The following is a 20,675-nucleotide window of genomic DNA, read 5'->3' as shown; positions in this document are numbered from 1 at the left end:
AAACGCTCGGCTGGGAAACCCCAGCCGAGCGCCTGCATAAACTGCTCGCGGCCTGAACAACCGACCACGTGTTGCAACGACCGCTAGAAACCGCCTACGTCCGCCCGGGGCCGCGCCGTCGGCTCAGCGCAGTGCGGCCGTCGCCCCGCGCAGCAGGCCCGCCACGATGCCGACCCCGTCGCGGGTGAGCACCGACTCCGGGTGGAACTGGAGCCCCGCGAAGCCGTGCCCGCGCAGCGCGTGAACGTCGCCGGTGACGGCGTCCCGGGAGACCTCGACGCCCTCGGTGGCGAGCCGTGCCGCGTCGGCCTCCGAGCAGCGCGCGGTGAAGGTGTTGTAGAAGCCGACCGTCTGCTTGCCGCCGAACAGGTCGATGCGCTCCTGCGCCCCCTGGTAGGGGACGGCCTTGCGGCCCAGCGCGAGCCCGAGTTCGGCGGCCAGCAGCTGGTGGCTCAGGCAGACCGCGAGCAGCGGCGAGGTGCGGGCGCCGGAGCGGACGGCGGCCAGCGCGTCCGCGACGATCGGCCGCAGCAGCATCATCTTGGGGTCGTCCGCGAGCGCCGGGTCGCCCGGGCCGGGGCCGAGCACCAGTGCGCCCCGGTGCGCCGCGACCCGCTCGCGCAGCCCCGGCTCGTCGTACCGGGCCACCGTCACCCGGTGGCCGAGCGAGCCGAGCAGGTGGGAGAGCATCGAGGTGAAGGTGTCCTCGCCGTCCACGACCAGGGTCGGCTCGGTCTCGGTGATCTCGGCGGGCTGCTGCATCCGCAGCCAGAACGGCGCGAGGTCGGCCCGGCGGGAGTCCAGGGCGGCCTGCACCCGGTGGTCGTCGGCGAGCCGGGGCCCGACCGGGTGGGGCAGCCGGGCGGGCGTGGGCCGGGCGCCGATCGCGGTGAGCACTCCGGCGGCCTTGGCGTGGGTCTCGGCGACCTCGGACTCCGGGACGGAGTGGCGCACCAGGGTGGCGCCGACCCGGACGACCAGCCGGCCGGTGGCCGGGTCGATGTCGGCGGTGCGGATGCAGATCGGCGAGTCCAGCAGCTGCCCGCCGCTGGCGGAACGGCCGATCAGGGCGAGCGCGCCGGAGTAGTAGCCGCGCCCGGTGGTCTCGTAGCGCTTGATCACCCGGGTGGCGTTCTCGACCGGGCTGCCCGTGACGGTCGCGGCGAACATCGTCTCGCGGAGCACCTCGCGGACGTCCAGCGAGGTGCGTCCGCGCAGCTCGTACTCGGTGTGGGCGAGGTGGGCCATCTCCTTGAGCCGGGGCCCGAGCACCTGGCCGCCGAGGTCGCCGACCGTGCACATCATCTTGAGCTCCTCGTCCACGACCATGGTGAGCTCCTCCAGCTCCTTGGGGTCGTGCAGGAACTGGAGCAGCGAGTCGAGGTCGGTGCCGCCGGCCGGGTAGCGGTAGGTGCCGGAGATCGGGTTCATCACGACGGTGCCGCCGCTCTGCCGGACGTGCACCTCGGGGGAGGCGCCGACCAGCACCCGGTCACCGGTGTGCACCAGGAAGGTCCAGTACGCGCCGCGCTCCTGCTCCAGCAGCCGGCGGAAGAGCGTCAGCGCGAGCTCCGGCGAGAAGTCTTCCAGCGTCGCGTGGAAGTCGCGCCGGATCACGAAGTTGGCGCCCTCGCCGTTGCCGATCTCGTCCCGGATGACCTTGCGGACGATCGACGCGTACGAATCGTCGTCCACATCGAACCCGCCACCGGCAAGTGAGACCGGCAATTTCGGTAGGGCATAGGTGAATTCGGCCAACGGCAGGGTGTGCTGCTCGGTCACCGAGAGGGCCTGCAGGGGGGTGTCGTCGTCGTGCACCTCGAAGCCGCGCTCGCGGATCTGGCGGTACGGGACGAGCGCGAGCAGATCGTGCACCGGGCCGCCGCCGGCCGGCGGGCCGCTGCGCACGGGCAGGTCGGCGAGGTGCTCGTAGCGGTCGACGGTGCCCAGCAGCACCTCGACGGTGTCCGGGCTGAGCCGGGGGGTGCGGCGGTGCAGCAGGGCGAACGCGGGGGCGTCCGGGCCGGTGAGGCGGGTGAGCAGGTCGACGGCGGTGGTCACGGGAACGGCTTCCTTCCGGGTGGGCTGGTGAGAGGCGGTGCAAGGTCCGCTCCCGGAGGGCCGTCTGCGCAGACGCCGACGGCCGCCCCGAGGGGCGGCCGTCGTGTTCGTCTAGGAACGCGTCGTTCGTGGGCCACCCTTGGGGGAGGCCCACCACCAGGAGTGGGTGTGGGGCGCGTGCATGGTTCGACCCTAGCGGATGCGCCGGGGCGGGTGAGGGCCGTCACGTCTTTGTCCGAGATATGTCTCATCCCTCGGGCAATAGTCACGAGTCACTCCTGTCACCCCGTAGCCTTGGCGATGTGACCGCTACGACTGAGACTTCGAGGGCTGCCCATTCCTGGCAGTCCCTGCCCGCGGCGCAGCAGCCTGAATGGCCGGACCAAGAGGCTCTGCGCAAGACCCTTGCCGAGCTCGCCTCCTATCCGCCGCTCGTCTTCGCCGGCGAGTGCGACCAGCTGCGCGCCCGGCTCGGGGCCGTGGCGCGCGGGGAGGCCTTCCTCCTCCAGGGTGGTGACTGTGCCGAGGCCTTCGACGGCGTCTCGGCGGAGCACATCCGCAACAAGCTGAAGACGCTGCTCCAGATGGCCGCCGTGCTGACGTACGCCGCCTCGGTGCCGGTGGTGAAGGTCGGCCGCATCGCCGGCCAGTACTCCAAGCCGCGCTCCAAGTCGACCGAGACCCGCGACGGCGTGACCCTGCCGGTCTACCGCGGCGACTCGGTGAACGGCTTCGAGTTCACCCCCGAGTCCCGCATCCCGGACCCGGAGCGCCTGAAGCGGATGTACAACGCGTCCGCCGCGACGCTCAACCTGGTGCGCGCGTTCACCACCGGTGGTTACGCGGACCTGCGCCAGGTGCACGCCTGGAACCAGGACTTCGTCCGCAACTCGCCGGCCGGCCAGCGCTACGAGCAGCTCGCCCGGGAGATCGACAACGCCCTGGCGTTCATGAGCGCCTGCGGCGTGGTGCCGGAGGAGTTCAAGGCGGTCGAGTTCTTCTCCTCGCACGAGGCGCTGGTCCTCGACTACGAGACCGCGCTGACCCGCGTGGACTCGCGCACCGGCGAGCTGTACGACGTCTCCGGCCACATGGTGTGGATCGGCGAGCGCACCCGGCAGCTGGACCACGCGCACATCGAGTTCGCCTCCAAGATCCGCAACCCGATCGGCGTCAAGCTCGGCCCGACCACCTCGGTGGACGACGCGCTCGCGCTGATCGAGAAGCTGGACCCGGAGCGCGAGCCCGGCCGCCTGACCTTCATCACCCGGATGGGCGCGGGCAAGATCCGCGAGCACCTGCCCACCCTGGTGGAGAAGGTCACCGCCTCCGGCGCCAAGCCGGTGTGGATCTGCGACCCGATGCACGGCAACACCTTCGAGGCCTCCAGCGGGCACAAGACCCGCCGCTTCGACGACGTCCTGGACGAGGTCAAGGGCTTCTTCGAGGTGCACCGCGCGCTCGGCACCCACCCGGGCGGCATCCACGTGGAGCTGACCGGCGACGACGTCACCGAGTGCGTCGGCGGCGGCGACGAGGTCCTGGTGGACGACCTGCACCAGCGCTACGAGACGGCCTGCGACCCGCGCCTCAACCGCAGCCAGTCGCTGGACCTGGCGTTCCTGGTGGCGGAGATGTACCGCGGCCAGTAGGCCCGGCGTCCGTCGGATGTGACGAAGGCCCCTCCGGATTCGGTGTTCCCGAGCCCGGAGGGGCTTTTTCGTACCCGTTTGCCCGGGTAAGGTAAGCCTCAGTGAACTAAGGCGAACCTTAGTCAAGATCCATTCCGCTCCACCCCGGGAGAGACCGCGATGTACGTGTGCATGTGCCATGCGGTCACCGAGGACCAGGTGAAGAAGGCGATCGACGGCGGCGCCAGCACCCCGCGCCAGATAGCGAAGGGCTGCCGGGCCGGTACCGACTGCGGGTCCTGCGTGCGCCGCATCCAGGCGCTGCTCGGCGAGCACGGCGCCCGCCCCTGCCCGACCGCCCGGCTGGCCGCGAAGCTCGGCCTCGCGGACCCGGAGGCCCCGGCCGCCCCGGCCCCCGCCCCGAAGGCCGCTCCGGTGGTCCCACTGCGGGCGGCCTGAACGGCCCGGGCCGTCCGGGCCGCCCGGGAGGACCGCCTCAGGACTCCGGCTGCTCGATGACCTGAGCGAGGTAGAGCGCCTCGCCGAGCTTGTCCAGCAGCTCCAGCTGGGTGTCGAGGTAGTCGATGTGCTGCTCCTCGTCGGCCAGGATGTCCTCGAAGATGTTCGCCGAGGTGACGTCGTTCTTGGCCCGCATCACCACGATCCCGCGCTTGAGCCGGTCGATCGCCTCGACCTCGACCTGGCGGTCCGCCTCGAACATCTCCTTGACCGTCTGGCCGATCCGGACGTGGAACAGCCGCTGGTAGTTGGGCAGCCCGTCCAGGAACAGGATCCGGTCGGTGAGCGTCTCGGCGTGCTTCATCTCGTCGAAGGACTCGTGCCGGGTGTACTTGGCGAGCTTCGTCCAGCCGAAGTTCTCCTGCATCTTGGCATGCAGGAAGTACTGGTTGATCGCGGTCAGCTCGGCGGTGAGCTGCTCGTTGAGGAACTCGATGACCTCGGGATCGCCCTGCATGGTGATGCCTCCTGCGTGAGTCCTGTCCTGCGTCCTGTGCTGGGTCCTGCGCTGCGCATCCTGGCACCGCTTCGGGAGGAAATTCCAGTAAGTTCACACTCACTAGGAGATGTGGCGGAATATCCGATTCATCACGGAACGTGCTGGTGGGGGCTCGACCGTTGCTCCGGACGGGCCGGGGCGCGAATCCGCGCAAAGGGGCGCGCGCCGAGGCTCGTCCGCCGTCTGTCACCATGGATCCATGGGTCAGTCGAAACACGAACCGCTTCCGCCGTCTGACCCCAGGCTCCCCCCGGGCCAGCGCGCGCAGCGCGGCTGGCCCGCCCTGCACTACGGGCCGGTGCCCCGCTTCAAGCCCCTGACCTGGGACCTCCAGGTGTTCGGCGCCACCGCCTCGGCGGAGAAGCACAGCTGGGACTTCGAGGCCTTCTGCGCCCTCCCGCGCACCACCGTCGTCGGGGACATGCACTGCGTGACGAAGTTCTCGGTGCTCGGCAACGAATGGACGGGCGTGTCGGCCGCCGCCGTGCTCGACCTGGTGCCCCCGGCACCGGGCGTCACCCACGTCATGGTCTGGGCCGAGTACGGCTACAGCGCCAACCTGCGGCTGGCCGACTTCGCCGACCCCCGCACCCTGCTCGCCACCCACCGCAACGGCGAGGCGCTCACCGCCGAGCACGGCTTCCCGGTGCGGCTGGTGGTGCCGCGGCTGTACGCCTGGAAGGGCCCCAAGTGGGTGCGCGCGGTGGAGTACATGCGGGCCGACCGGCGCGGCTTCTGGGAGGAGCGCGGCTACCACAACCTCGCCGACCCCTGGCGCGAGCAGCGCTACTCCTACCAGGAGGAGCCCGGCGACGGGCCGCTGCGCTGAACCCCTCGCGGCGGCCGAGCGGGCCGGACGCGCCCTAGAACAGCGAGAACTTGACCGTCACCACGCTGCGCTGCGGGCGCCGCTCGCCCGCCGCCGGGCTCTGGCCGGAGGAGGTGACCGCGCCGAACACGTCCCAGCCGCTGGTCTGCATGGTGAAGCCCGCCGCCTGGAGCGCCTTCTGCGCCTCGTCCTTGCCCATCCCGGTGACGTTCGGGACCGGCACCATGCCCTTGCTGACCACCAGCGAGACCGCGGAGTTCTCCTGCAGCAGCTGCCCGGCCGCCGGCGAGCTGCTGATCACCGAGCCCTCGGGCACGGTGTCGTCGTAGGTCTCGGTCACGCCGCCCCTGGTCAGCTGGGCGCCGGCCAGGGCCGAGGCGGCGTCGGCGGAGCTCTTGCCGGCGAGGTCCGGCACCGCGATCCGCTTGGGGCCCCTGGAGACGGTGACGGTGACGCTGTCGCTCTTGCGGGTGCGCGCCCCCACCCCGGGATCCACGGAGATCACCTGCCCGGACGGCACGGACTCGCTGAACACCTCGACGAACCTGCCGTGCAGGCCCTCCTTGTCCAGGACCCGCTGCGCCTCGGCCCGGTCCTTGCCGAGCACGCCCGGCACCGCGCCGTACAGCCCCTCGGAGATCCCGTAGGTGGCGCCGCCGATCGCCAGGACCAGGGCGGCCACCGCGGCCGTCCAGATCAGCGGCCCGCGGGGGAGACGGCGGCGCGGCGTGGCCGGCCGGCGCCGCTGCACCGGGGTCGGCTCGTCGTACGGGCGGGGCTCGGCGAGCAGCTCGTCCATCAGCTCCGGCGGCATGTCCAGCACGCTGGTGCGCTCGGTCGGCGGGGCGTCGGCGGGCCGCGGCAGCGGCTGGACCACCGAGGTCGGCTCGGTGGTCGGGTAGCGCGGGCCGGGCCGGGTGGAGGCCGGCGGCTCGGCGTCCAGCTCGGCCGGGGTGAGGGTGCGGCGCACCCGCTGGAGGGCGGCGAGCAGCTCGACCGCGTCGTACGGGCGGGCGTCGGCGGACCGGGCGCAGGCGCCGGCCACTATCGCGTCCAGTTCGGGGCCGACGGCGGGGGCGACCAAGGAGGGGGCCGGGACGTCCTCGTGCAGGTGCTTGTACATGACCTGGACGGGATTGTCGCCGGTGTGCGGGCGGCGGCCGGTGAGCATCTCGTACAGCAGGATGCCGGCCGCGTAGACGTCCACCCGCTGGTCGGTCGGGGCGTCCGGGAGGATCTGCTCGGGGGCCAGGTAGGAGACGGTGCCCATGACCGTGCCGCCGGTGGCGGTGGTGGTCGAGGTGGGCGCGCCGTCGGCGGTGCCGAGCACCCGGACCAGGCCGAAGTCGGCGACCTTGACCAGGCCGCCGTCGGTGATCAGCACGTTCTCGGGCTTGACGTCGCGGTGGACCAGCCCGGCCCGGTGGGCGGCGCCGAGCGCGGCCAGCACCGGCTCCAGCACGTCCAGAGCGGCCCGGACGGACAGCGCGCCGCGGTCGCGCAGCAGGTCGCGCAGGGTGCGGCCGGGCACGTACTCCATGGCGAGGAAGACGTGGCCGCCGTCCGCGCCCTGGTCGAAGACGGTGACCACGTTGGGGTGGGTGAGCTTGGCGACGGCCTTGGCCTCGCGGATGAAGCGGGCGGTGAAGCCCTCGTCGCCGGCCAGCGAAGGGTGCATCACCTTGAGTGCGACCACGCGGTCCAGACGGGTGTCGGTGCCCTTGTAGACGGTGGACATCCCGCCGGTCGCGACGCGCTGCTCGACCCGGTACCGGTTGTCGAGCAGGGCGCCGATCAAGGGGTCGTGCAGTGCCATGTCCACTCGGAGAGTCTAGAGCCGCCCGGGACGGCCGGTCCCGGAGGACACCGCCTCCGGGACCGGCTTGTGACATGCGCGACGGTTCAGAACGCGGGGCGCTCGCGGGCGTCCAGATCGGCCCGGCCGGCCATCGCGGAGGAGGCCTCGGCGTGGAAGCGGCGCGGGATCCGGCCGGCCCGGTGGGCGAGCCGGCCCGCCTCGGCGGCGTGCCGCATCGCCTCGGCCATCAGCACCGGGTCCTGAGCCCTGGTCACCGCGGAGGCGAGCATCACCGCGGCGCAGCCCAGCTCCATCGCCAGCGCCACGTCGGAGGCGGTGCCGGCGCCCGCGTCCAGGATCACCGGGACGCCCGCACCCTCCACGATCAGCTGGAAGTTGTGCGGGTTGCGGATGCCCAGGCCCGAACCGATCGGCGAGCCCAGCGGCATGATGGCCGCGCAGCCGACGTCCTCCAGCTTGCGGGCCAGCACCGGGTCGTCGTTGGTGTACGGCAGGACGGTGAAGCCGTCGTCGACCAGCGTCTCGGCGGCGTCCAGCAGCTCGATCGGGTCGGGCAGCAGGGTGCGCTCGTCGGCGATCACCTCCAGCTTGACCCAGTCGGTGCCGAGCGCCTCGCGGGCCAGTCGGGCGGTCAGCACGGCCTCGCCGGCGGTGAAGCAGCCGGCCGTGTTGGGCAGCACCCGGATGCCGTTGCGGGTCAGCACGTCGAGCACGGAGCCCTGGGTGGTGGCGTCGACCCGGCGCATCGCGACGGTGGTCAGCTCGGTGCCGGAGGCGAGCAGCGCGCGCTCCAGGACCTCCAGGCTGGGGGCGCCCCCGGTGCCCATGATCAGCCGGGAGGAGAAGGCCGTCCCGGCGATGGTCAGAAGGTCGTCGGCCATGGTTCAGCCTCCCTGCACGGCGGTGAGGATCTCGATCCGGTCGCCGCCGGCCAGCGCCGTCCCGGGCCACGAACCGCGGGGCACCACGGCCTCGTTGAGCGCGGCGGCGACACCGGTGTTGGCGGCGCTGACGGCGGCCACCACCTCGGCGAGGGTGGTCGTGGCGGACACCCGGCGGGGCTCGCCGTTGACGGTCAGGGCGATCTCGTTCGGGGTGATCTCGTTCGGGGCGATCTCGGTCATGCGGAGGCCTTCGCAGCGGGGGGTTCGGGGGAGAAGCGCAGGGGCGTGAACGGCCTTGCCGTTTCGGGGACTTCACCGGTGGCCAGGTACTCGGAGACCAGGTCGGCGGTCACCGGGGTGAGCAGCACGCCGTTGCGGTAGTGGCCGGTGGCGGCGACCAGCCCGGGCAGTGACGTCGGGCCGAGCAGCGGGGCGTTGTCCGGCGATCCGGGGCGCAGCCCGGCGGAGGTCTCCAGCAGCGGGAGTTCGGTGATTCCCGGGACCAACTCGTGGGCGTCGCGCAGGAGTTCGTACACCCCGCCGGCGGTGACGGTGGTGTCGTAGCCCTGCTCCTCGGTGGTCGCGCCGACCACCAGCTCGCCGTTCTCCCGGGGCACCAGGTACAGGTGCCGGCCGCGGACGACGGCGCGGACGTTGCGGGACAGGAACGGGCGGTAGGCGTCCGGGACGTGCAGCCGCAGCACCTGCCCCTTCACCGGTCGGATCGCGGGCAGCACACCGTCGGGCAGGCCGGGCAGCCGGTGGCTGTGCGGGCCGGCGGCGAGGACGACCTGTCCGGCGCCCACCCGTTCCCCGGTCGAGAGCCGGGCGCCGGTCGCGCGGCCGTCCTCGACCAGCAGCTCGACGGCCTCGGCGCGGTGCAGCAGGACGTTCGCGTTCTCGCAGGCGGCGGCCAGGGCGGTGAGCAGGCGCCGGGGGTCCACCTGGTGGTCGTCCGCGACGTGCAGGCCGCCGCGCACGCCGGGGGCGAGCATCGGCTCCAGCCTGCGGGCCTCCCGGCCGGTCAGCCAGGTCGAGTCCAGACCGAGCCGCTGGTGGAAGGCGTGCAGCTCGCGCAGTTCCTCGCGGTCGTCGGAGTCCAGCGCCACGGCGACGGTGCCGCAGCGGCGGTAGCCGGTGTCCCGGCCGCCGCTCGCCTCGGAGAGCTCGGCGGCGAAGGCCGCGTACCGCTCGTTCGAGGCCATCCCGAGGCGCAGCAGCGGCTCCTCGCCGTACTGCAGCTCGGTGACCGGGGCGAGCATCCCGGCCGCGACCCCGGCGGCCCCGCCGCCGGGGGAGGGGTCGACCACGATCACGTTCCGCAGCCCGCGCTGCGCGGCGCGCCAGGCGACGGCGAGGCCGATGACGCCCCCGCCGATCACCAGCACGTCGGCGTGGGCGCCTGATGGCAAGCGTGACAAAGCTGCTCTTCTCCCTTCGCCGGTATGACCCGGATCAGGTTCGGACGGTCGCAGGCCGTGCCAGCCCGCCTCTCAGCCCGGTGCGCCGGGCTCCCGTGTGGTGCCCCCACCTTAACGCCGGGGGTCGGCCCGGCCGAAGGCCCGTACAGCGGGCGGACGGCCCGCAGGCCGCCGCGTCGCGCTGAGTACAGTGACGGGCGTGGCAGAGCTGAGCGGAACGGATCAGGTGGTCGTCGTCGGAGCCGGGCTGGCCGGGGCGCAGTGCGCCCTCAAGCTGCGGCAGGGCGGCCGGCAGGGGCCGATCGTGCTGGTCGGCGAGGAGCCGCACGCGCCGTACGACCGGCCGCCGCTCTCCAAGGACGTGCTGCTCGGCAAGGCCGACTCCACCGCCCTGGACATCGACTACGGGCAGCTCGGCATCGAGCTGCTCACCGGCCGCCGGGCCACCGGACTGACCCCCGGCGTGCTGCACACCGACGGCGGCGACCTCCCGTACGGCTCGCTGGTGATCGCCACCGGCGCCGTCCCGCGGGCCCTGCCCGGCGCCGAGCGCGCGCACCTGCTGCACACCCTGGACGACGCCCTGGCGCTGCGCGCGCTGCTGCGCCCCGGGCTGCGGCTGGTGCTGGTCGGCGCGGGCTGGATCGGCGCCGAGGTGTCCACCGCGGCCCGCGCGGCGGGCTGCGAGGTGACCGTGGTCGAGGCCGGCCCGGCGCCGCTGCCCGGCGCACTGCCGACCGAGGTCGGCTCGGCGATGGCCGCCTGGTACGCCGGGGCCGGGGTCGACCTGCGCTGCGGGGTCGGCGTGGCCGCCGTCGAGCCCGGCGCGGTGCTGCTGGCGGACGGCTCGCACCTGCCCGCCGACGAGGTGGTGGTCGGCATCGGGGCCCGCCCCGCGACCGGCTGGCTGGCCGGCTCCGGGGTCGAGCTGGACGCGGCCGGCGCCGTCGTGGTGGACGGGCGGCTGCGCACCTCGGTGCCCGGCGTGTTCGCGGCCGGCGACTGCGTCAGCTACCCCTCGGCCCGGGCCGGTGCCCGGCTGGCCGTCCAGCACTGGGACCACGCCCTGCAGTCCGGCGAGGCGGTGGCCGCAGCGCTCCTGGGCGCGGACGCGCCGGCCTACGACCCGGTGCCGTACTTCTGGTCCGAGCAGTTCGGCCGGATGGTCCAGTACGCCGGCCGGCACGCCGAGGGCGACGAGCTGCTGTGGCGCGGCTCCCCGCGGGACGGCGACTGGTCGGTGCTCTGGCTGCGCGACGGCGTGCCGAGCGCGCTGCTGGCCGTGGACCGGCCGCGCGACCTCACCCAGGGGCGGAGGCTGATCGAGCGCGGTACGGCCCTGGATCCGGCCCGCGCGGGCGACCCGGCGGTGCCGCTGAAGTCGGCCGTCGCGGGGTAGTGCCTGGTGCGCGGTGGGCCGCGGAGGTGGCAGTCTGGTGGCGTGAGTGAGATCGAAAGCAAGATTGAAGCCCTGGTCACCGACTGGATGTACCTGCCCGACATCTCGGAGCAGTGGGGGGTCCGGGTCACCGAGGTGCGTGACCTGGTCAAGAACGGCGGCCTGATCGCCGTCCGGCGCGGGCCGAACAAGTCGCTGCAGGTCCCGGCGGCGTTCATCGACGGCCCGGGCCTGGTCAAGCACCTGTCCGGCACCCTGACCGTCCTGCGGGACTGCGGGTACAACGACGTGGAGATCCTGGAGTGGCTCTTCACCGAGGACCCGTCGCTGCCCGGCAGCCCGATCCAGGCGCTGCGGGAGAACCGCGGCACCGAGGTGAAGCGCCGCGCCCAGGCGATGCTGATCTGATGGCGGCGGACACGCTGCGTACCCGGCTGGCCGACGCCCGGCTCTACCTGTGCACCGACGCCCGCCGGGAGCAGGGCGACCTCGCCGAGTTCCTGGACGCGGCGCTGGCGGGCGGGGTGGACATCGTCCAGCTGCGGGACAAGGGTCTGGAGGCCAAGCAGGAGCTGGAGGCCCTGGAGGTCTTCGCCGACGCCTGCCGCCGGCACGGCAAGCTGCTGGCCGTCAACGACCGCGCCGACGTCGCCCACGCGGCCCGGCCGGACGTGCTGCACCTCGGCCAGGACGACCTGCCGGTGCCGGCCGCCCGGGCGATCCTCGGCGAGGACGTGCTGATCGGCCGTTCCTGCCACGCCGAGTCCGAGGTGGACGCGGCGATCGCCGAACCCGGTACGGACTACTTCTGCACCGGCCCGGTCTGGCCGACCCCGACCAAGCCGGGCCGCCCGGCCCCGGGCCTCGGCCTGGTCTCGTACGCGGCGAAGCAGGACACCGACCGGCCGTGGTTCGCGATCGGCGGGATCGACCTCGGCAACCTGGACGAGGTGCTGGCCGCCGGTGCCCGCAGGATCGTCGTGGTGCGGGCCGTCACCGCCGCGGCGGATCCGCGGGCGGCCGCCGCCGAGCTGTCCCGCCGGGTGCGCGCCGCGCTCTGACCGGCCCGGATCAGCGGGATCCGGGGGCCCGCAGGCCCCCGGGGCCGTCGCCGTCCGTCAGTACTTGCGGACGGTGGCGGCCTCGGCCAGGGCCAGCAGCACCGTACGGGCCCGGTCGTCGGCGAGCGGAGCGGCCTCCAGCGCGGCCAGCGACTGCCGCATCAGCTCCTCGATCCGGTGCTCCACCAGCTCGGGCGCGCCGCTGCGGGCGACCAGCGCGCGCAGCTCGGCGACCTCCGGGGCCGCCAGGTCCGGCGCGCCGAGCCGCTCGTCCAGGTGCCGGGCGTCGGCGGCCGGCAGGCCCCGCATCGCGTGCGCGACCAGCAGGGTGCGCTTGCCCTCGCGCAGGTCGTCCCCGGCCGGCTTGCCGGTGACGGCCGGGTCCCCGAAGACGCCGAGCAGGTCGTCGCGCAGCTGGAAGGCCTCGCCCAGCGGCAGCCCGAACTCCCCGTAGGCCTCGACCAGTTCCGGCCCGGCACCGGCCAGCAGCGCACCCACCTGCAGCGGCCGCTCGATGGTGTACTTCGCGGACTTGTAGTGCAGCACCGTCCGCGCCCGGTCCAGCGCGCCCTCGTCGGTCGAGTCGCCGGCCACCGGCTCCAGGACGTCCAGGTACTGGCCGAGCATGACCTCGGTGCGCATCAGGTCGAACACGGGCTTGGCGGCGAGGACGGCGGCCGGCTCCAGGCCGGAGCGCAGGAACAGCTCGTCGCACCAGATCAGCAGCAGGTCGCCGAGCAGCACCGCGGCCGAGGTGCCGTACTGCTCGCGGTCGCCGCGCCAGCCGCTGTCCCGGTGCAGCGCCTCGAAGCGGCGGTGGACCGAGGGCAGGCCGCGGCGGGTGTCGCTGCGGTCCATCAGGTCGTCGTGCACCAGGGCGCTCGCCTGGAGCAGCTCCAGGGCGGCGGCGGCGTTGGCGATCGCCTCACCGGTGGCGCCCCCGGCCGGGCCGCCGGCGCCGCGCCAGCCCCAGTAGCAGAAGGCCGGGCGCAGGCGCTTGCCGCCGTCCAGTAGGAAGTCGCGCAGCGCGTCGGCGGCGGGGGCCAGCCGGGGCGAGATCTTGTCGAGCAGCACGGACTGGCCGTCCATGAACGCGGCGAGCGCCGTGTTGACGCGGGTGCGGACGTCCTCCACGTCAATGGGGTTGGCCGCACTGGGGTTGGCCGGCCGGGTGCTGGACGAGGTCACGATGGGGCTCCGCTGGTTCTCTGGGGTGCAGCAAGCGTAACGGTGCGGCTGGGAACGGGTGTGCGAGCGGCCCCGCGGGGGCTCGGGGGAGGCGCCGCGGGACGGGGCCGGGGCGAACCGGAACGTCTTCCATCTCTTGTCTCAATAGGTGGAATACGGTTGTCCGGCCCCTTCGAACGCCGGATAGCCTGCCAGCATGGCACTCGGTATCGCTTCCACGAGAACGGATCGCGCACTGACGGTGCGCGACCTCCTGGCGGCCGGAAAGCGCTCCTTCTCCTTCGAATTCATGCCGCCGCGCACCGAGGTCGGCGAGCAGAAACTCTGGGACGCCATCCGTCGGCTCGAACCGCTCGACCCGAACTTCGTCTGTATGACCTACGGCGCCGGCGGCTCCTCGCGCGAGCGCACCGTCAACATGGTCGGCCGGATCGCCACCGAGACCACCCTGACCCCGGTCGCCCACCTCACCGCGGTGGACCACTCGATCGCGGAGCTGCGCAACATCATCGGCCAGTACGCCGACCAGGGCGTGCGGAACGTCCTGGCGGTCCGGGGCGACCCGCCCGGCGACCCGATGGGCGAGTGGGTCAGCCACCCCGAGGGCGTCACCTACGCGTACGAGCTGGTGGAGCTGATCAAGGGCATCGGCGACTTCTGCGTCGGCGTCGCGGCCTCGCCGAACATGCACCCGCGCTCGACCGACTGGGACGAGGACATCCGGCACTTCGTGGCGAAGATCCGCTCCGGGGCCGACTACGCGATCACCCAGATGTTCTTCGAGGTGGACGACTACCTGCGGCTGCGCGACCGGGTCACGGCCGCCGGCTGCGAGACGCCGATCATCCCGGAGATCATGCCGGTCACCAACGCCAAGCAGCTGGAGCGCTTCCCCCAGCTCAGCGGCTCGGCCTTCCCCGCCGACCTGGAGGCCCGCCTGCGGGCGGCCATCGACGACCCGGCGGCGCTGCGGGCCATCGGCATGGAGCACGCCACGGCGATGGCCGAGCGCCTCCTCGCCGAGGGCGCGCCCGGTCTGCACTTCATCACGCTGAACCACTCGACGGCGACGCTGGAGATCTACCAGAACCTGGGGCTGCACCAGCGCTGACCGGCGGGCCGGACCCGCGCCCGCGCAGCGCCGACGCCGGGTGTTCACGAGCCCGTCACCGCACCGACGTTGACGGGCTCGGTCGTGTGCGGCCGTCGTCCGGGGCGGCGGGAACGCGATGCGGTACCCCGGGCGTTGAACCGGTACAGTCGCCGCACACGCGCGGCGCACGAGCGCGGGTACGCGACTGGAGGTAGCGGGCGGATGGGCATCGGATACCTGCTGCTGTACACCGCGTTGGCGGTGGTGGCGCTCTGGTTGGTCGCCGAGGTGCTGCTGCAGAACCGGGCACCGCTGCACTGGCGGGTCCTGGCACTGGCCGGCTTCCTGGGCGTGGCCGCCGGGATGGTCCTCGGCTCGGTCGTGGTGATCGGGGCCGGCGCCGCGCTGTTCGCGGTCGGCCAGACCTTCGTCACCCTCGCGGTCAAGCGCGGCCACCAGGCCGGCTGGTCCCTGCGGAAGGCCGACGGCAGCCTGCCCGGCCCGCTCGCCAAGGTGCCGCTCCTGGGCGCCCTGACCGGCGGCGCCGCCGCGGTGGCGGCCGTCGCCGTCGCCAGGAAGCGGGTCGGCGAGGTCAGCGCCGTCGAGGAGACCCGGACCTCCGCGCCGGTCCCCGTCGAGGTGCCCGACGAGGTGCCCGAGGTCGAGCGGACCGCCGCCTTCGAGATGCAGGAACTCGCCCAGGACGGCGTCTACGCCCCCGGGTACTACGAGCAGCAGCAGCAGGTCCAGCAGCAGCACCAGGACCCGTACGCCGCCGCCTACCAGTCCGGCTACGACCAGCAGCAGTGGCAGACCCAGCAGCAGCCCGCCTACGCCTACGACCAGCAGCAGTCCTACGGCGGCTACCCCCAGCAGCAGGACCCGTACGGCGGCTACCCGCAGCAGCAGGACCAGCAGCAGGACCCGTACGCGGGCTACCAGCAGCCGCAGCACCAGCAGACCTGGGACCCGAACGCCCAGCCCCAGCAGCAGTGGCAGCCGCAGCCCGACCCACAGGTCCAGGGCATCCCGCAGCAGCCGGCGTACGACCAGAACTACGGCTACCAGCAGCAGAACACCTGGCACCAGGGCTGACCCGGCAGGGCCCGGCAGTCGAGGCCGACCGGGCCGGGCCGCCGGGCCCTACGCCGGGCCGATCAGCCCGGCGGTGATGCAGGCCGACATGCCGACGCGGGCGAGGCCGCCGCCGGGGTGGGCGTTGCCGCCGACCAGGTAGAGGCCCGGGACGGGCGAATCGTTGGCGGCGTGCAGCCCCGCGTACGAACCCGCGAGCACCGGGCGGGCGACCGAGCCGAACAGCGCGCCGGTCTCCCGGCGGGTGTCCTCCGGGGTGCGCACGACCCGCCACAGCACCCGCTCGCGCAGTCCCAGGCCGGCCGCGTCGACGTGGGCGAGCAACTGGTCGGCGTAGCGGTCGGCGACACCGGGGGCGGTCCAGTCGACGTCCTCCTCCTGGGCCGGGACGGTCGCGGTCAGCACCACGCTCTCGTGGGCGTCGTCGGGGCGCAGCGCCGGGTCGTCCGGGCGGAGCACCTGCACGGTGGGACGCTCGCACAGCGGCGCGGACAGGGTGAGGGCGTTCTCCTCCGCGGCCGGGTCCACCGCGTGGACCACCGTCCGGTGCGCGGTGCCCTCGGGCCGGGGCCCGCGCAGGGCGAGCAGCACGCTGAACCGGCCGGGCACCTCGAACGGCTCCCAGTCCTCGGCCGGCACCCCCGGCCACTCGGCGATGCCGTGGCGGAACAGCGTGCGGGTGTCCATCGCGGAGATCACCAGGTCCGCGTCGATCCGGCCGTCCGCCGTCCCGACCCCGCACGCCCGGCCGTTCTCCACGACCACCCGGGTGACCGGGGTGTCGAAGCGGAACTCGACCCCGCGCAGCTCGCAGCGCCGGTACACGGCGTCCGCGAGCGCGCGCAGGCCGCCCCGGACGTACCAGACGCCGAAGGACTGCTCCATGTACGGCAGCACGGCGGCCCCCGCCGGGGCCTGCCCGGGCAGGAGGCCGTACCGCAGCGCGGGCTCGCCCAGCAGGGCGGTCAGGCCGGGGTGGCCGCCGAGCTGCCGCCGCGCCACGTCGGAGAGGCTCCACGGCCGCGGGCGGCGCAGCCGGGCCAGGCCGGTGCGCGGCGGCACGGGGTACGGGTCGGTGTCCACCCGGGCCCGGCCGGCCGGGGACAGGACACCGAGGTCGGCCGGGAGCGCCTCCTCCAGCAGCGGGCGGCGGGTGGCCTCCCAGACCGTCCGGCCGTGGTTCATCACCTCGCTCCAGCGGGCGCCGGAGCCGGCGCCGAAGGCGGCGTCCAGGGCCTGGCTGACACCGCCGCGGGAGGCGTTGGGCAGGGTGACGGCGGTGCCGTCGGGGAACAGGTGCCGGCTCTCCGGGTCGACCGGGGCCAGCTCGACCAGCTGCTCCAGCGGCTCCTTGCCGGTCTTCAGCGCGAGGTCGCGGTAGACGGCCGGGAGGGAGAGCAGGCCGGGGCCGGTGTCGAAGGCGAAGCCGTCGCGCTCGTACCGCCCGACCATGCCCCCGTACGTGCCGCCCGCCTCGCAGACCGTCACCCGGTGGCCGAGGGTCGCCAGCCGGGAGGCCGCCGCGAGCCCGCTCATTCCTGCGCCGATGACGACGATCTTTGCCATGGCCCCGATCCTAGGACGAGGTTTACGCCGTGCCCGCAGTGCCCGCCGCCCGGGCGGCCCTGCGCTCGCGGCGGCGGGCCCGGAAGGCGCGGATCTTCGTGATCGCCAGCCGGACCAGCAGCAGGCCGGCGACCAGGACCGCGGCGGCGACCGAGGCGGCCAGCCAGGGGTGGAAGATCGCCAGCGTGACCAGGCCGGCCACCGAGAGGTCCTCGGCCATGCTGACCACGATGTTGCTGACCGGTTCCGGGGAGGTGTTGACGGCCATCCGCAGCGAGGACTTCACCAGGTGGCTGACCAGCGCCGAGGTGCCGCCCATCGCGCCGGCCGCGACCTCGCTGAGCGAACCGGGGTCGTTGCTCGCGATCAGCACGCCGACGGTGGCACCGGCGATCGGCCGGATCACCGTGTGCACGACGTCCCAGACGCTGTCCACGTACGGGATCTTGTCGGCCACCGCCTCCAGCGCGAACAGCACGCCCGCCACCACCAGCACGTCCGTGCGCTCCAGCGCCTGCGGCACCGAGTCCGCGTCACCGAACCTGCCCAGCAGGCCGAGCAGCAGCACCACCGCGTAGGCGTTGATGCCGCTGGCCAGCCCGCTGGTGAAGATCAGCGGCAGGACCGTCATCGCGTCCCCCTCCTCGTCATCGCGTCCGCTCCTCGTCCGGAGGGGCCGGTTCCGCCCGGCCCCGCCGTACCGTACCGGCACCCGGGACGCCGTGGACGCACGTCGCGGTTCCGGCGGACGGCGGGCCGGGACGGACTGAGTACGGATACTCAGATTCGCGGTTGAGTACGTCAGCGGATGGCCGACGACCTGCGCGGACGGGAGAGTGGTGGCACCCGGGAGGGCGGCGCGTCGGGCGCCCGGCCCGCCCGGGCGGCGGATCCGTCCGTCTCCCGGCCGCGAAGGCCGGGGGAGGCGGCGGACGGACCGCCACGGGGCTGGTCGTGGTCCCCGCACCGCCGACACGGGGCGGCGGAGCGGGCCGGGGGGAGACCGGCCGCGAGAGGGAGTTCGCCGCCGCCGACCAGGGGTGGACCGGCGGAGCGACGACACGGCGGCGGCGCGGAACCGGGGGAGGACCGCGCCTGCCGCCGCTACCCCGTTTCCGGACTCCCAACGGCTCCTTCGCGCCGCAGGAGCGGCCTTCCGGTCCGGATTGTCAGTGGTGCCGTTCACGATGGAAGGGCACGGACCACCCGGTCCGCGCGCTGCCTCGGAACGGGGGAGACCATGACCATCAGTCGTCCTGAGCCCGTCACCGCCCGCCTCCACTCCGCCGCCCTGCCACAGCTCCCGGGTCCGTCCGCCCGACGCCCCGCCGGAGCGGACGTCCACCCCGTGCTGCGCCGGACCGCCGCGCCGCCGGCCGCCCTCGACCTGCTCGCCGACGCCCACCGCACCCTCGTCCTGGCCGGCGCCCTGGAGGACCCGCTGGAGCGCTACGCCACCGCCCACCTGGCCGCGCTGCGCACGGTGGCGGCCGTCCTGGCGGTGCGCGGCCGCCCGGAGAAGAGTCCGCGCCGCCGCAAGGCCATCCGCAGCGCCTGGGAGGTGCTGCCCGAGGTGGCCCCGGAACTCGCCGAATGGGCGCTCTACTACGGCGCCGGCGCCCGCCGCCGGGCCGCCGCCGAGGCCGGGATCAGGGGCGCCGCCTCGGCCCGCGACGCCGACGACCTGATCCGCAACTCCGCCCTCTTCCTGCGCCTGGTCGAGCGGCTGCTCGGCCTGCACGCCGCGCCGCCCCCGCCCCGGCTGCCACTGGAGGCCTGCGAGCCGCCGGGCGCGAACGGCGTCCTCACCGGGCCGGTTTAAGGTGGAGGCATCCTGATCGAACTGCACGTGCCAAGGAGCCCCACCTTGTACCCGACGCGTCCCCGCAGTGCCCTGCGTACCGCCGTGGTGTGGGAGGTGGTCCGGGCAGCCCTGGAGAAGCGGGCGGCCGAGCTGGACCAGCCGGTGCTCGACGTGGTCGACACCGGCGGCGGCACCGGGAACTTCGCCGTGCCGGTCGCCAAGCTCGGCCACCGCGTCACCGTGGTCGACCCGAGCCCGGACGCCCTGTTCGCCCTGGAGCGCCGGGCCGCCGAGGCCGGGGTGACGGACCTGGTGCGGGCCGTCCAGGGCGACACCCAGACCCTGCCCGAGCTGGTCGCGCCCGGCAGTGTGGACGCGGTGCTCTGCCACGGCGTGCTGGAGGTCGTGGACGACCCGGGCGAGGCGCTCGGCAGCCTGGCCGGCACCCTGCGCGCGGGCGGTGTGGTCAGCCTGCTGGCGGCCAACCGCAACGGTGCCGTGCTGGCCCGCGCGCTGGCCGGCCACTTCAACGAGGCCCGCACCGTGCTCTCCGCCACGGACGGCCGCTGGGGCGCGCAGGACCCGATGCCGCGCCGCTTCACCGGCGAGGAGCTGGGCCGGCTGGCCGAGGCCGCCGGCCTGCGGGTGGAGTCGGTGCACGGCGTACGGGTCTTCGCCGACCTCGTCCCCGGGGTGCTGGTGGACGCCGAGCCGGGTGCCCTGGACGCGCTGCTGAAGCTGGAGGAGGCCGCCGCCGAGCAGCCCGCGTTCCACGCCGTGGCGACCCAGCTGCACCTGCTGGCCACCCTGGCCTGAGGCGTTCCGTCCGGCACGCGCTCCTCTCGGGGCGCGTGCGCCCCTTCACGAACCCTGCCACCGTCGTACGGTTTTTTCGCACACCGTACGGCGGCGGTTCGCGCCCCGGAGGCCTGGCGGTTCCCCGCCCGTAGCCCGTCCGTGCGCCGGTCGGCCCCCGGTCGCTCCGCGCCGCCCGATGGCAAACCTGCCCAGGTCCGGGACGATTCCATCCGATCGGGCACTTGTCCGGGGCGTGGCGCGTTGACTCCGATGCGGCCGTCCCCGCTCGAAGTGGCCCGTCCCACGCGGCGCAGACCACTCCGTAACGGGCCCACGGACCGTATGATCTGGGTAAAGCCGGAAAGCATGACAGCCGGACGCGTGGGGCATATGGACGACACGGGCCGGGTCCCCCGCACGGGCGTCCGACCGTGTGCCCCAAGGCTGATTGGACTTGCCTCCCCGACCGGGGTGGGCGGACCGGTCGCACGCGCGACCGACGAGTAGGAGGACTCCGTGCCGCTCTCGGAGCACGAGCAGCGACTGCTCGACCAGATGGAGCGAGCGCTGTATGCCGAAGATCCCAAATTCGCGTCTGCGCTTGAGGGAACCGGGCTGCGCACCTACACCCGTCGGCGGGTCTACCTGGCCGTCGCCGGCTTCGTGGTGGGCATCGGCCTGCTGATGGGCGGCATGGTCGTGCCGGACCAGATCTGGGTCAGCGTCGTGGGCTTCCTGGTGATGCTCGGATGTGCGGTGTTCGCCGTGACCGGCTGGCGCCGGGGGCCCGCGGGCCAGGGCACCGGGGCCCGCCCGGCCCCCGCCCCGCGCCGCAAGGCCGGGATGATGGACCGGGTGGAGCAGCGCTGGCAGCGCCGTCGGGACGAGCAGACCGGGGGCTTCTGAGCCGCCCGGCCGATGGCCGGAGCCGATGGGTACGCAACAGACGAAGCCGGGGCGGGCCGCCCGTAGAGATCCCCCCCCCGCGTCGTGGGCCGGTGAGGGGCG

20 protein-coding genes and 1 riboswitch are annotated in these 20,675 nt (G+C 73.8%); of the genes, 11 read left to right on the top strand and 9 right to left on the bottom strand.

Features of this window, described 5'->3' with window-relative positions; translation table 11 throughout:
- Positions 1-123: 123 nt before the first annotated feature.
- Positions 124-2,061 (bottom strand): anthranilate synthase family protein, encoded by a 1,938-nt coding sequence (locus tag ACFWJ4_RS35805; RefSeq protein WP_380551979.1) that lies wholly within the window; start codon positions 2,059-2,061, stop codon positions 124-126.
- Positions 2,062-2,303: 242 nt separating this feature from the next.
- On the opposite strand from ACFWJ4_RS35805, the gene ACFWJ4_RS35800 reads away from it, so the two are divergent.
- Complete coding sequence (locus tag ACFWJ4_RS35800; RefSeq protein ID WP_380357613.1) at positions 2,304-3,713, top strand: class II 3-deoxy-7-phosphoheptulonate synthase; 1,410 nt, start codon at positions 2,304-2,306, stop codon at positions 3,711-3,713.
- A 159-nt stretch (positions 3,714-3,872) separates the two neighbouring features.
- The gene (locus ACFWJ4_RS35795) at positions 3,873-4,151 is read left to right on the top strand and encodes a (2Fe-2S)-binding protein (protein ID WP_359897103.1); all 279 of its coding nucleotides are present in this window, start codon (positions 3,873-3,875) and stop codon (positions 4,149-4,151) included.
- Between the two features lie 37 nt (positions 4,152-4,188).
- On the opposite strand, the gene bfr is transcribed toward ACFWJ4_RS35795, so the two are convergent.
- On the bottom strand, positions 4,189-4,668 hold the full coding sequence (bfr, locus tag ACFWJ4_RS35790) for a bacterioferritin (protein WP_380551976.1): 480 nt from the start codon (positions 4,666-4,668) through the stop codon (positions 4,189-4,191).
- Between the two features lie 241 nt (positions 4,669-4,909).
- Here bfr and ACFWJ4_RS35785 point away from each other — a divergent pair, with 241 nt between their 5' ends.
- Positions 4,910-5,539: a sulfite oxidase-like oxidoreductase gene (locus tag ACFWJ4_RS35785; protein ID WP_359897107.1), complete on the top strand. Its 630-nt coding sequence runs from the start codon at positions 4,910-4,912 to the stop codon at positions 5,537-5,539.
- Positions 5,540-5,573: 34 nt separating this feature from the next.
- On the opposite strand, the gene pknB is transcribed toward ACFWJ4_RS35785, so the two are convergent.
- From pknB to thiO, 4 genes are all read right to left on the bottom strand, one after another.
- Positions 5,574-7,355 (bottom strand): Stk1 family PASTA domain-containing Ser/Thr kinase, encoded by a 1,782-nt coding sequence (gene pknB / locus ACFWJ4_RS35780; protein ID WP_359897143.1) that lies wholly within the window; start codon positions 7,353-7,355, stop codon positions 5,574-5,576.
- A gap of 86 nt (positions 7,356-7,441) precedes the next feature.
- Positions 7,442-8,239: a thiazole synthase gene (locus ACFWJ4_RS35775; protein WP_380551973.1), complete on the bottom strand. Its 798-nt coding sequence runs from the start codon at positions 8,237-8,239 to the stop codon at positions 7,442-7,444.
- A 3-nt stretch (positions 8,240-8,242) separates the two neighbouring features.
- Positions 8,243-8,482 carry a sulfur carrier protein ThiS gene (gene thiS / locus ACFWJ4_RS35770; RefSeq protein ID WP_380551970.1) on the bottom strand — a complete coding sequence of 80 codons (240 nt, stop codon included), beginning with the start codon at positions 8,480-8,482 and terminating at the stop codon, positions 8,243-8,245.
- A complete protein-coding gene (gene thiO / locus ACFWJ4_RS35765; protein WP_380551967.1) occupies positions 8,479-9,654 on the bottom strand; it encodes a glycine oxidase ThiO in 1,176 nt (391 codons plus the stop codon). Before thiO ends, thiS begins: the two co-directional genes overlap by 4 nt.
- Positions 9,655-9,657: 3 nt before the next feature.
- A riboswitch (TPP riboswitch) is annotated at positions 9,658-9,770 on the bottom strand.
- Between the two features lie 83 nt (positions 9,771-9,853).
- Here thiO and ACFWJ4_RS35760 point away from each other — a divergent pair.
- From ACFWJ4_RS35760 to thiE, 3 genes are read left to right on the top strand one after another with little or no spacing between them, the layout of a single operon-like run.
- Positions 9,854-11,062: an NAD(P)/FAD-dependent oxidoreductase gene (locus ACFWJ4_RS35760; protein WP_380551965.1), complete on the top strand. Its 1,209-nt coding sequence runs from the start codon at positions 9,854-9,856 to the stop codon at positions 11,060-11,062.
- Between the two features lie 42 nt (positions 11,063-11,104).
- Positions 11,105-11,470, top strand: a complete 366-nt coding sequence (locus tag ACFWJ4_RS35755; protein WP_189915099.1) for an Rv2175c family DNA-binding protein — start codon at positions 11,105-11,107, stop codon at positions 11,468-11,470.
- Positions 11,470-12,123 (top strand): thiamine phosphate synthase, encoded by a 654-nt coding sequence (gene thiE, locus ACFWJ4_RS35750; RefSeq protein ID WP_380551962.1) that lies wholly within the window; start codon positions 11,470-11,472, stop codon positions 12,121-12,123. Before ACFWJ4_RS35755 ends, thiE begins: the two co-directional genes overlap by 1 nt.
- 57 nt (positions 12,124-12,180) lie before the next feature.
- Here the strand turns inward: thiE and ACFWJ4_RS35745 are convergent, their stop codons facing one another.
- Positions 12,181-13,311 (bottom strand): polyprenyl synthetase family protein, encoded by a 1,131-nt coding sequence (locus ACFWJ4_RS35745; protein ID WP_380551959.1) that lies wholly within the window; start codon positions 13,309-13,311, stop codon positions 12,181-12,183.
- Between the two features lie 196 nt (positions 13,312-13,507).
- Between ACFWJ4_RS35745 and metF the strand changes: the two genes are divergently transcribed.
- Together metF and ACFWJ4_RS35735 are read left to right on the top strand one after the other, a co-directional pair.
- Positions 13,508-14,422, top strand: coding sequence for a methylenetetrahydrofolate reductase [NAD(P)H] (metF, locus tag ACFWJ4_RS35740; RefSeq protein WP_359897118.1), 915 nt, complete (start codon positions 13,508-13,510; stop codon positions 14,420-14,422).
- Between the two features lie 204 nt (positions 14,423-14,626).
- Positions 14,627-15,499: a hypothetical protein gene (locus ACFWJ4_RS35735; RefSeq protein ID WP_380551955.1), complete on the top strand. Its 873-nt coding sequence runs from the start codon at positions 14,627-14,629 to the stop codon at positions 15,497-15,499.
- A 48-nt stretch (positions 15,500-15,547) separates the two neighbouring features.
- Here ACFWJ4_RS35735 and ACFWJ4_RS35730 read toward each other — a convergent pair whose 3' ends face one another.
- Entirely contained in the window at positions 15,548-17,065 is a 1,518-nt protein-coding gene (locus ACFWJ4_RS35730; RefSeq protein ID WP_380551952.1) for a phytoene desaturase family protein, read from the bottom strand.
- Between the two features lie 22 nt (positions 17,066-17,087).
- Positions 17,088-17,696 carry a DUF4126 domain-containing protein gene (locus ACFWJ4_RS35725; RefSeq protein ID WP_380551949.1) on the bottom strand — a complete coding sequence of 203 codons (609 nt, stop codon included), beginning with the start codon at positions 17,694-17,696 and terminating at the stop codon, positions 17,088-17,090.
- 615 nt (positions 17,697-18,311) lie between these two features.
- Between ACFWJ4_RS35725 and ACFWJ4_RS35720 the strand changes: the two genes are divergently transcribed.
- The 3 genes from ACFWJ4_RS35720 (at position 18,312) to ACFWJ4_RS35710 (ending at position 20,573) form a co-directional block, all read left to right on the top strand.
- On the top strand, positions 18,312-18,887 hold the full coding sequence (locus ACFWJ4_RS35720; protein WP_380551982.1) for an SAV_6107 family HEPN domain-containing protein: 576 nt from the start codon (positions 18,312-18,314) through the stop codon (positions 18,885-18,887).
- 45 nt (positions 18,888-18,932) lie between these two features.
- On the top strand, positions 18,933-19,685 hold the full coding sequence (locus ACFWJ4_RS35715; RefSeq protein ID WP_380551946.1) for a methyltransferase domain-containing protein: 753 nt from the start codon (positions 18,933-18,935) through the stop codon (positions 19,683-19,685).
- Positions 19,686-20,183: 498 nt separating this feature from the next.
- Complete coding sequence (locus ACFWJ4_RS35710; RefSeq protein ID WP_380551943.1) at positions 20,184-20,573, top strand: DUF3040 domain-containing protein; 390 nt, start codon at positions 20,184-20,186, stop codon at positions 20,571-20,573.
- Positions 20,574-20,675: the final 102 nt, after the last annotated feature.

This window comes from Kitasatospora sp. NPDC127067, from assembly GCF_042724755.1.
Classification (GTDB): Bacteria; Actinomycetota; Actinomycetes; order Streptomycetales; family Streptomycetaceae; genus Kitasatospora; species Kitasatospora lactacystinica.
The sequence above is the reverse complement of the archived record's forward strand: the minus strand, read 5'-3'. Positions and strand labels throughout refer to the sequence as shown.

What these genes read in the sequence shown, in the direction of transcription:
- ACFWJ4_RS35800 (WP_380357613.1), top strand. Translation starts at nt 2,304, where the DNA reads ATGTCTCATCCCTCGGGCAATAGTCACGAGTCACTCCTGTCACCCCGT.
- ACFWJ4_RS35795 (WP_359897103.1), top strand. Translation starts at nt 3,873, where the DNA reads ATGTACGTGTGCATGTGCCATGCGGTCACCGAGGACCAGGTGAAGAAG.
- bfr (WP_380551976.1), bottom strand. Translation starts at nt 4,668, where the DNA reads ATGCAGGGCGATCCCGAGGTCATCGAGTTCCTCAACGAGCAGCTCACC.
- ACFWJ4_RS35785 (WP_359897107.1), top strand. Translation starts at nt 4,910, where the DNA reads ATGGGTCAGTCGAAACACGAACCGCTTCCGCCGTCTGACCCCAGGCTC.
- pknB (WP_359897143.1), bottom strand. Translation starts at nt 7,355, where the DNA reads ATGGCACTGCACGACCCCTTGATCGGCGCCCTGCTCGACAACCGGTAC.
- ACFWJ4_RS35775 (WP_380551973.1), bottom strand. Translation starts at nt 8,239, where the DNA reads ATGGCCGACGACCTTCTGACCATCGCCGGGACGGCCTTCTCCTCCCGG.
- thiS (WP_380551970.1), bottom strand. Translation starts at nt 8,482, where the DNA reads ATGACCGAGATCGCCCCGAACGAGATCACCCCGAACGAGATCGCCCTG.
- thiE (WP_380551962.1), top strand. Translation starts at nt 11,470, where the DNA reads ATGGCGGCGGACACGCTGCGTACCCGGCTGGCCGACGCCCGGCTCTAC.
- metF (WP_359897118.1), top strand. Translation starts at nt 13,508, where the DNA reads ATGGCACTCGGTATCGCTTCCACGAGAACGGATCGCGCACTGACGGTG.
- ACFWJ4_RS35735 (WP_380551955.1), top strand. Translation starts at nt 14,627, where the DNA reads ATGGGCATCGGATACCTGCTGCTGTACACCGCGTTGGCGGTGGTGGCG.
- ACFWJ4_RS35730 (WP_380551952.1), bottom strand. Translation starts at nt 17,065, where the DNA reads ATGGCAAAGATCGTCGTCATCGGCGCAGGAATGAGCGGGCTCGCGGCG.
- ACFWJ4_RS35725 (WP_380551949.1), bottom strand. Translation starts at nt 17,696, where the DNA reads ATGACGGTCCTGCCGCTGATCTTCACCAGCGGGCTGGCCAGCGGCATC.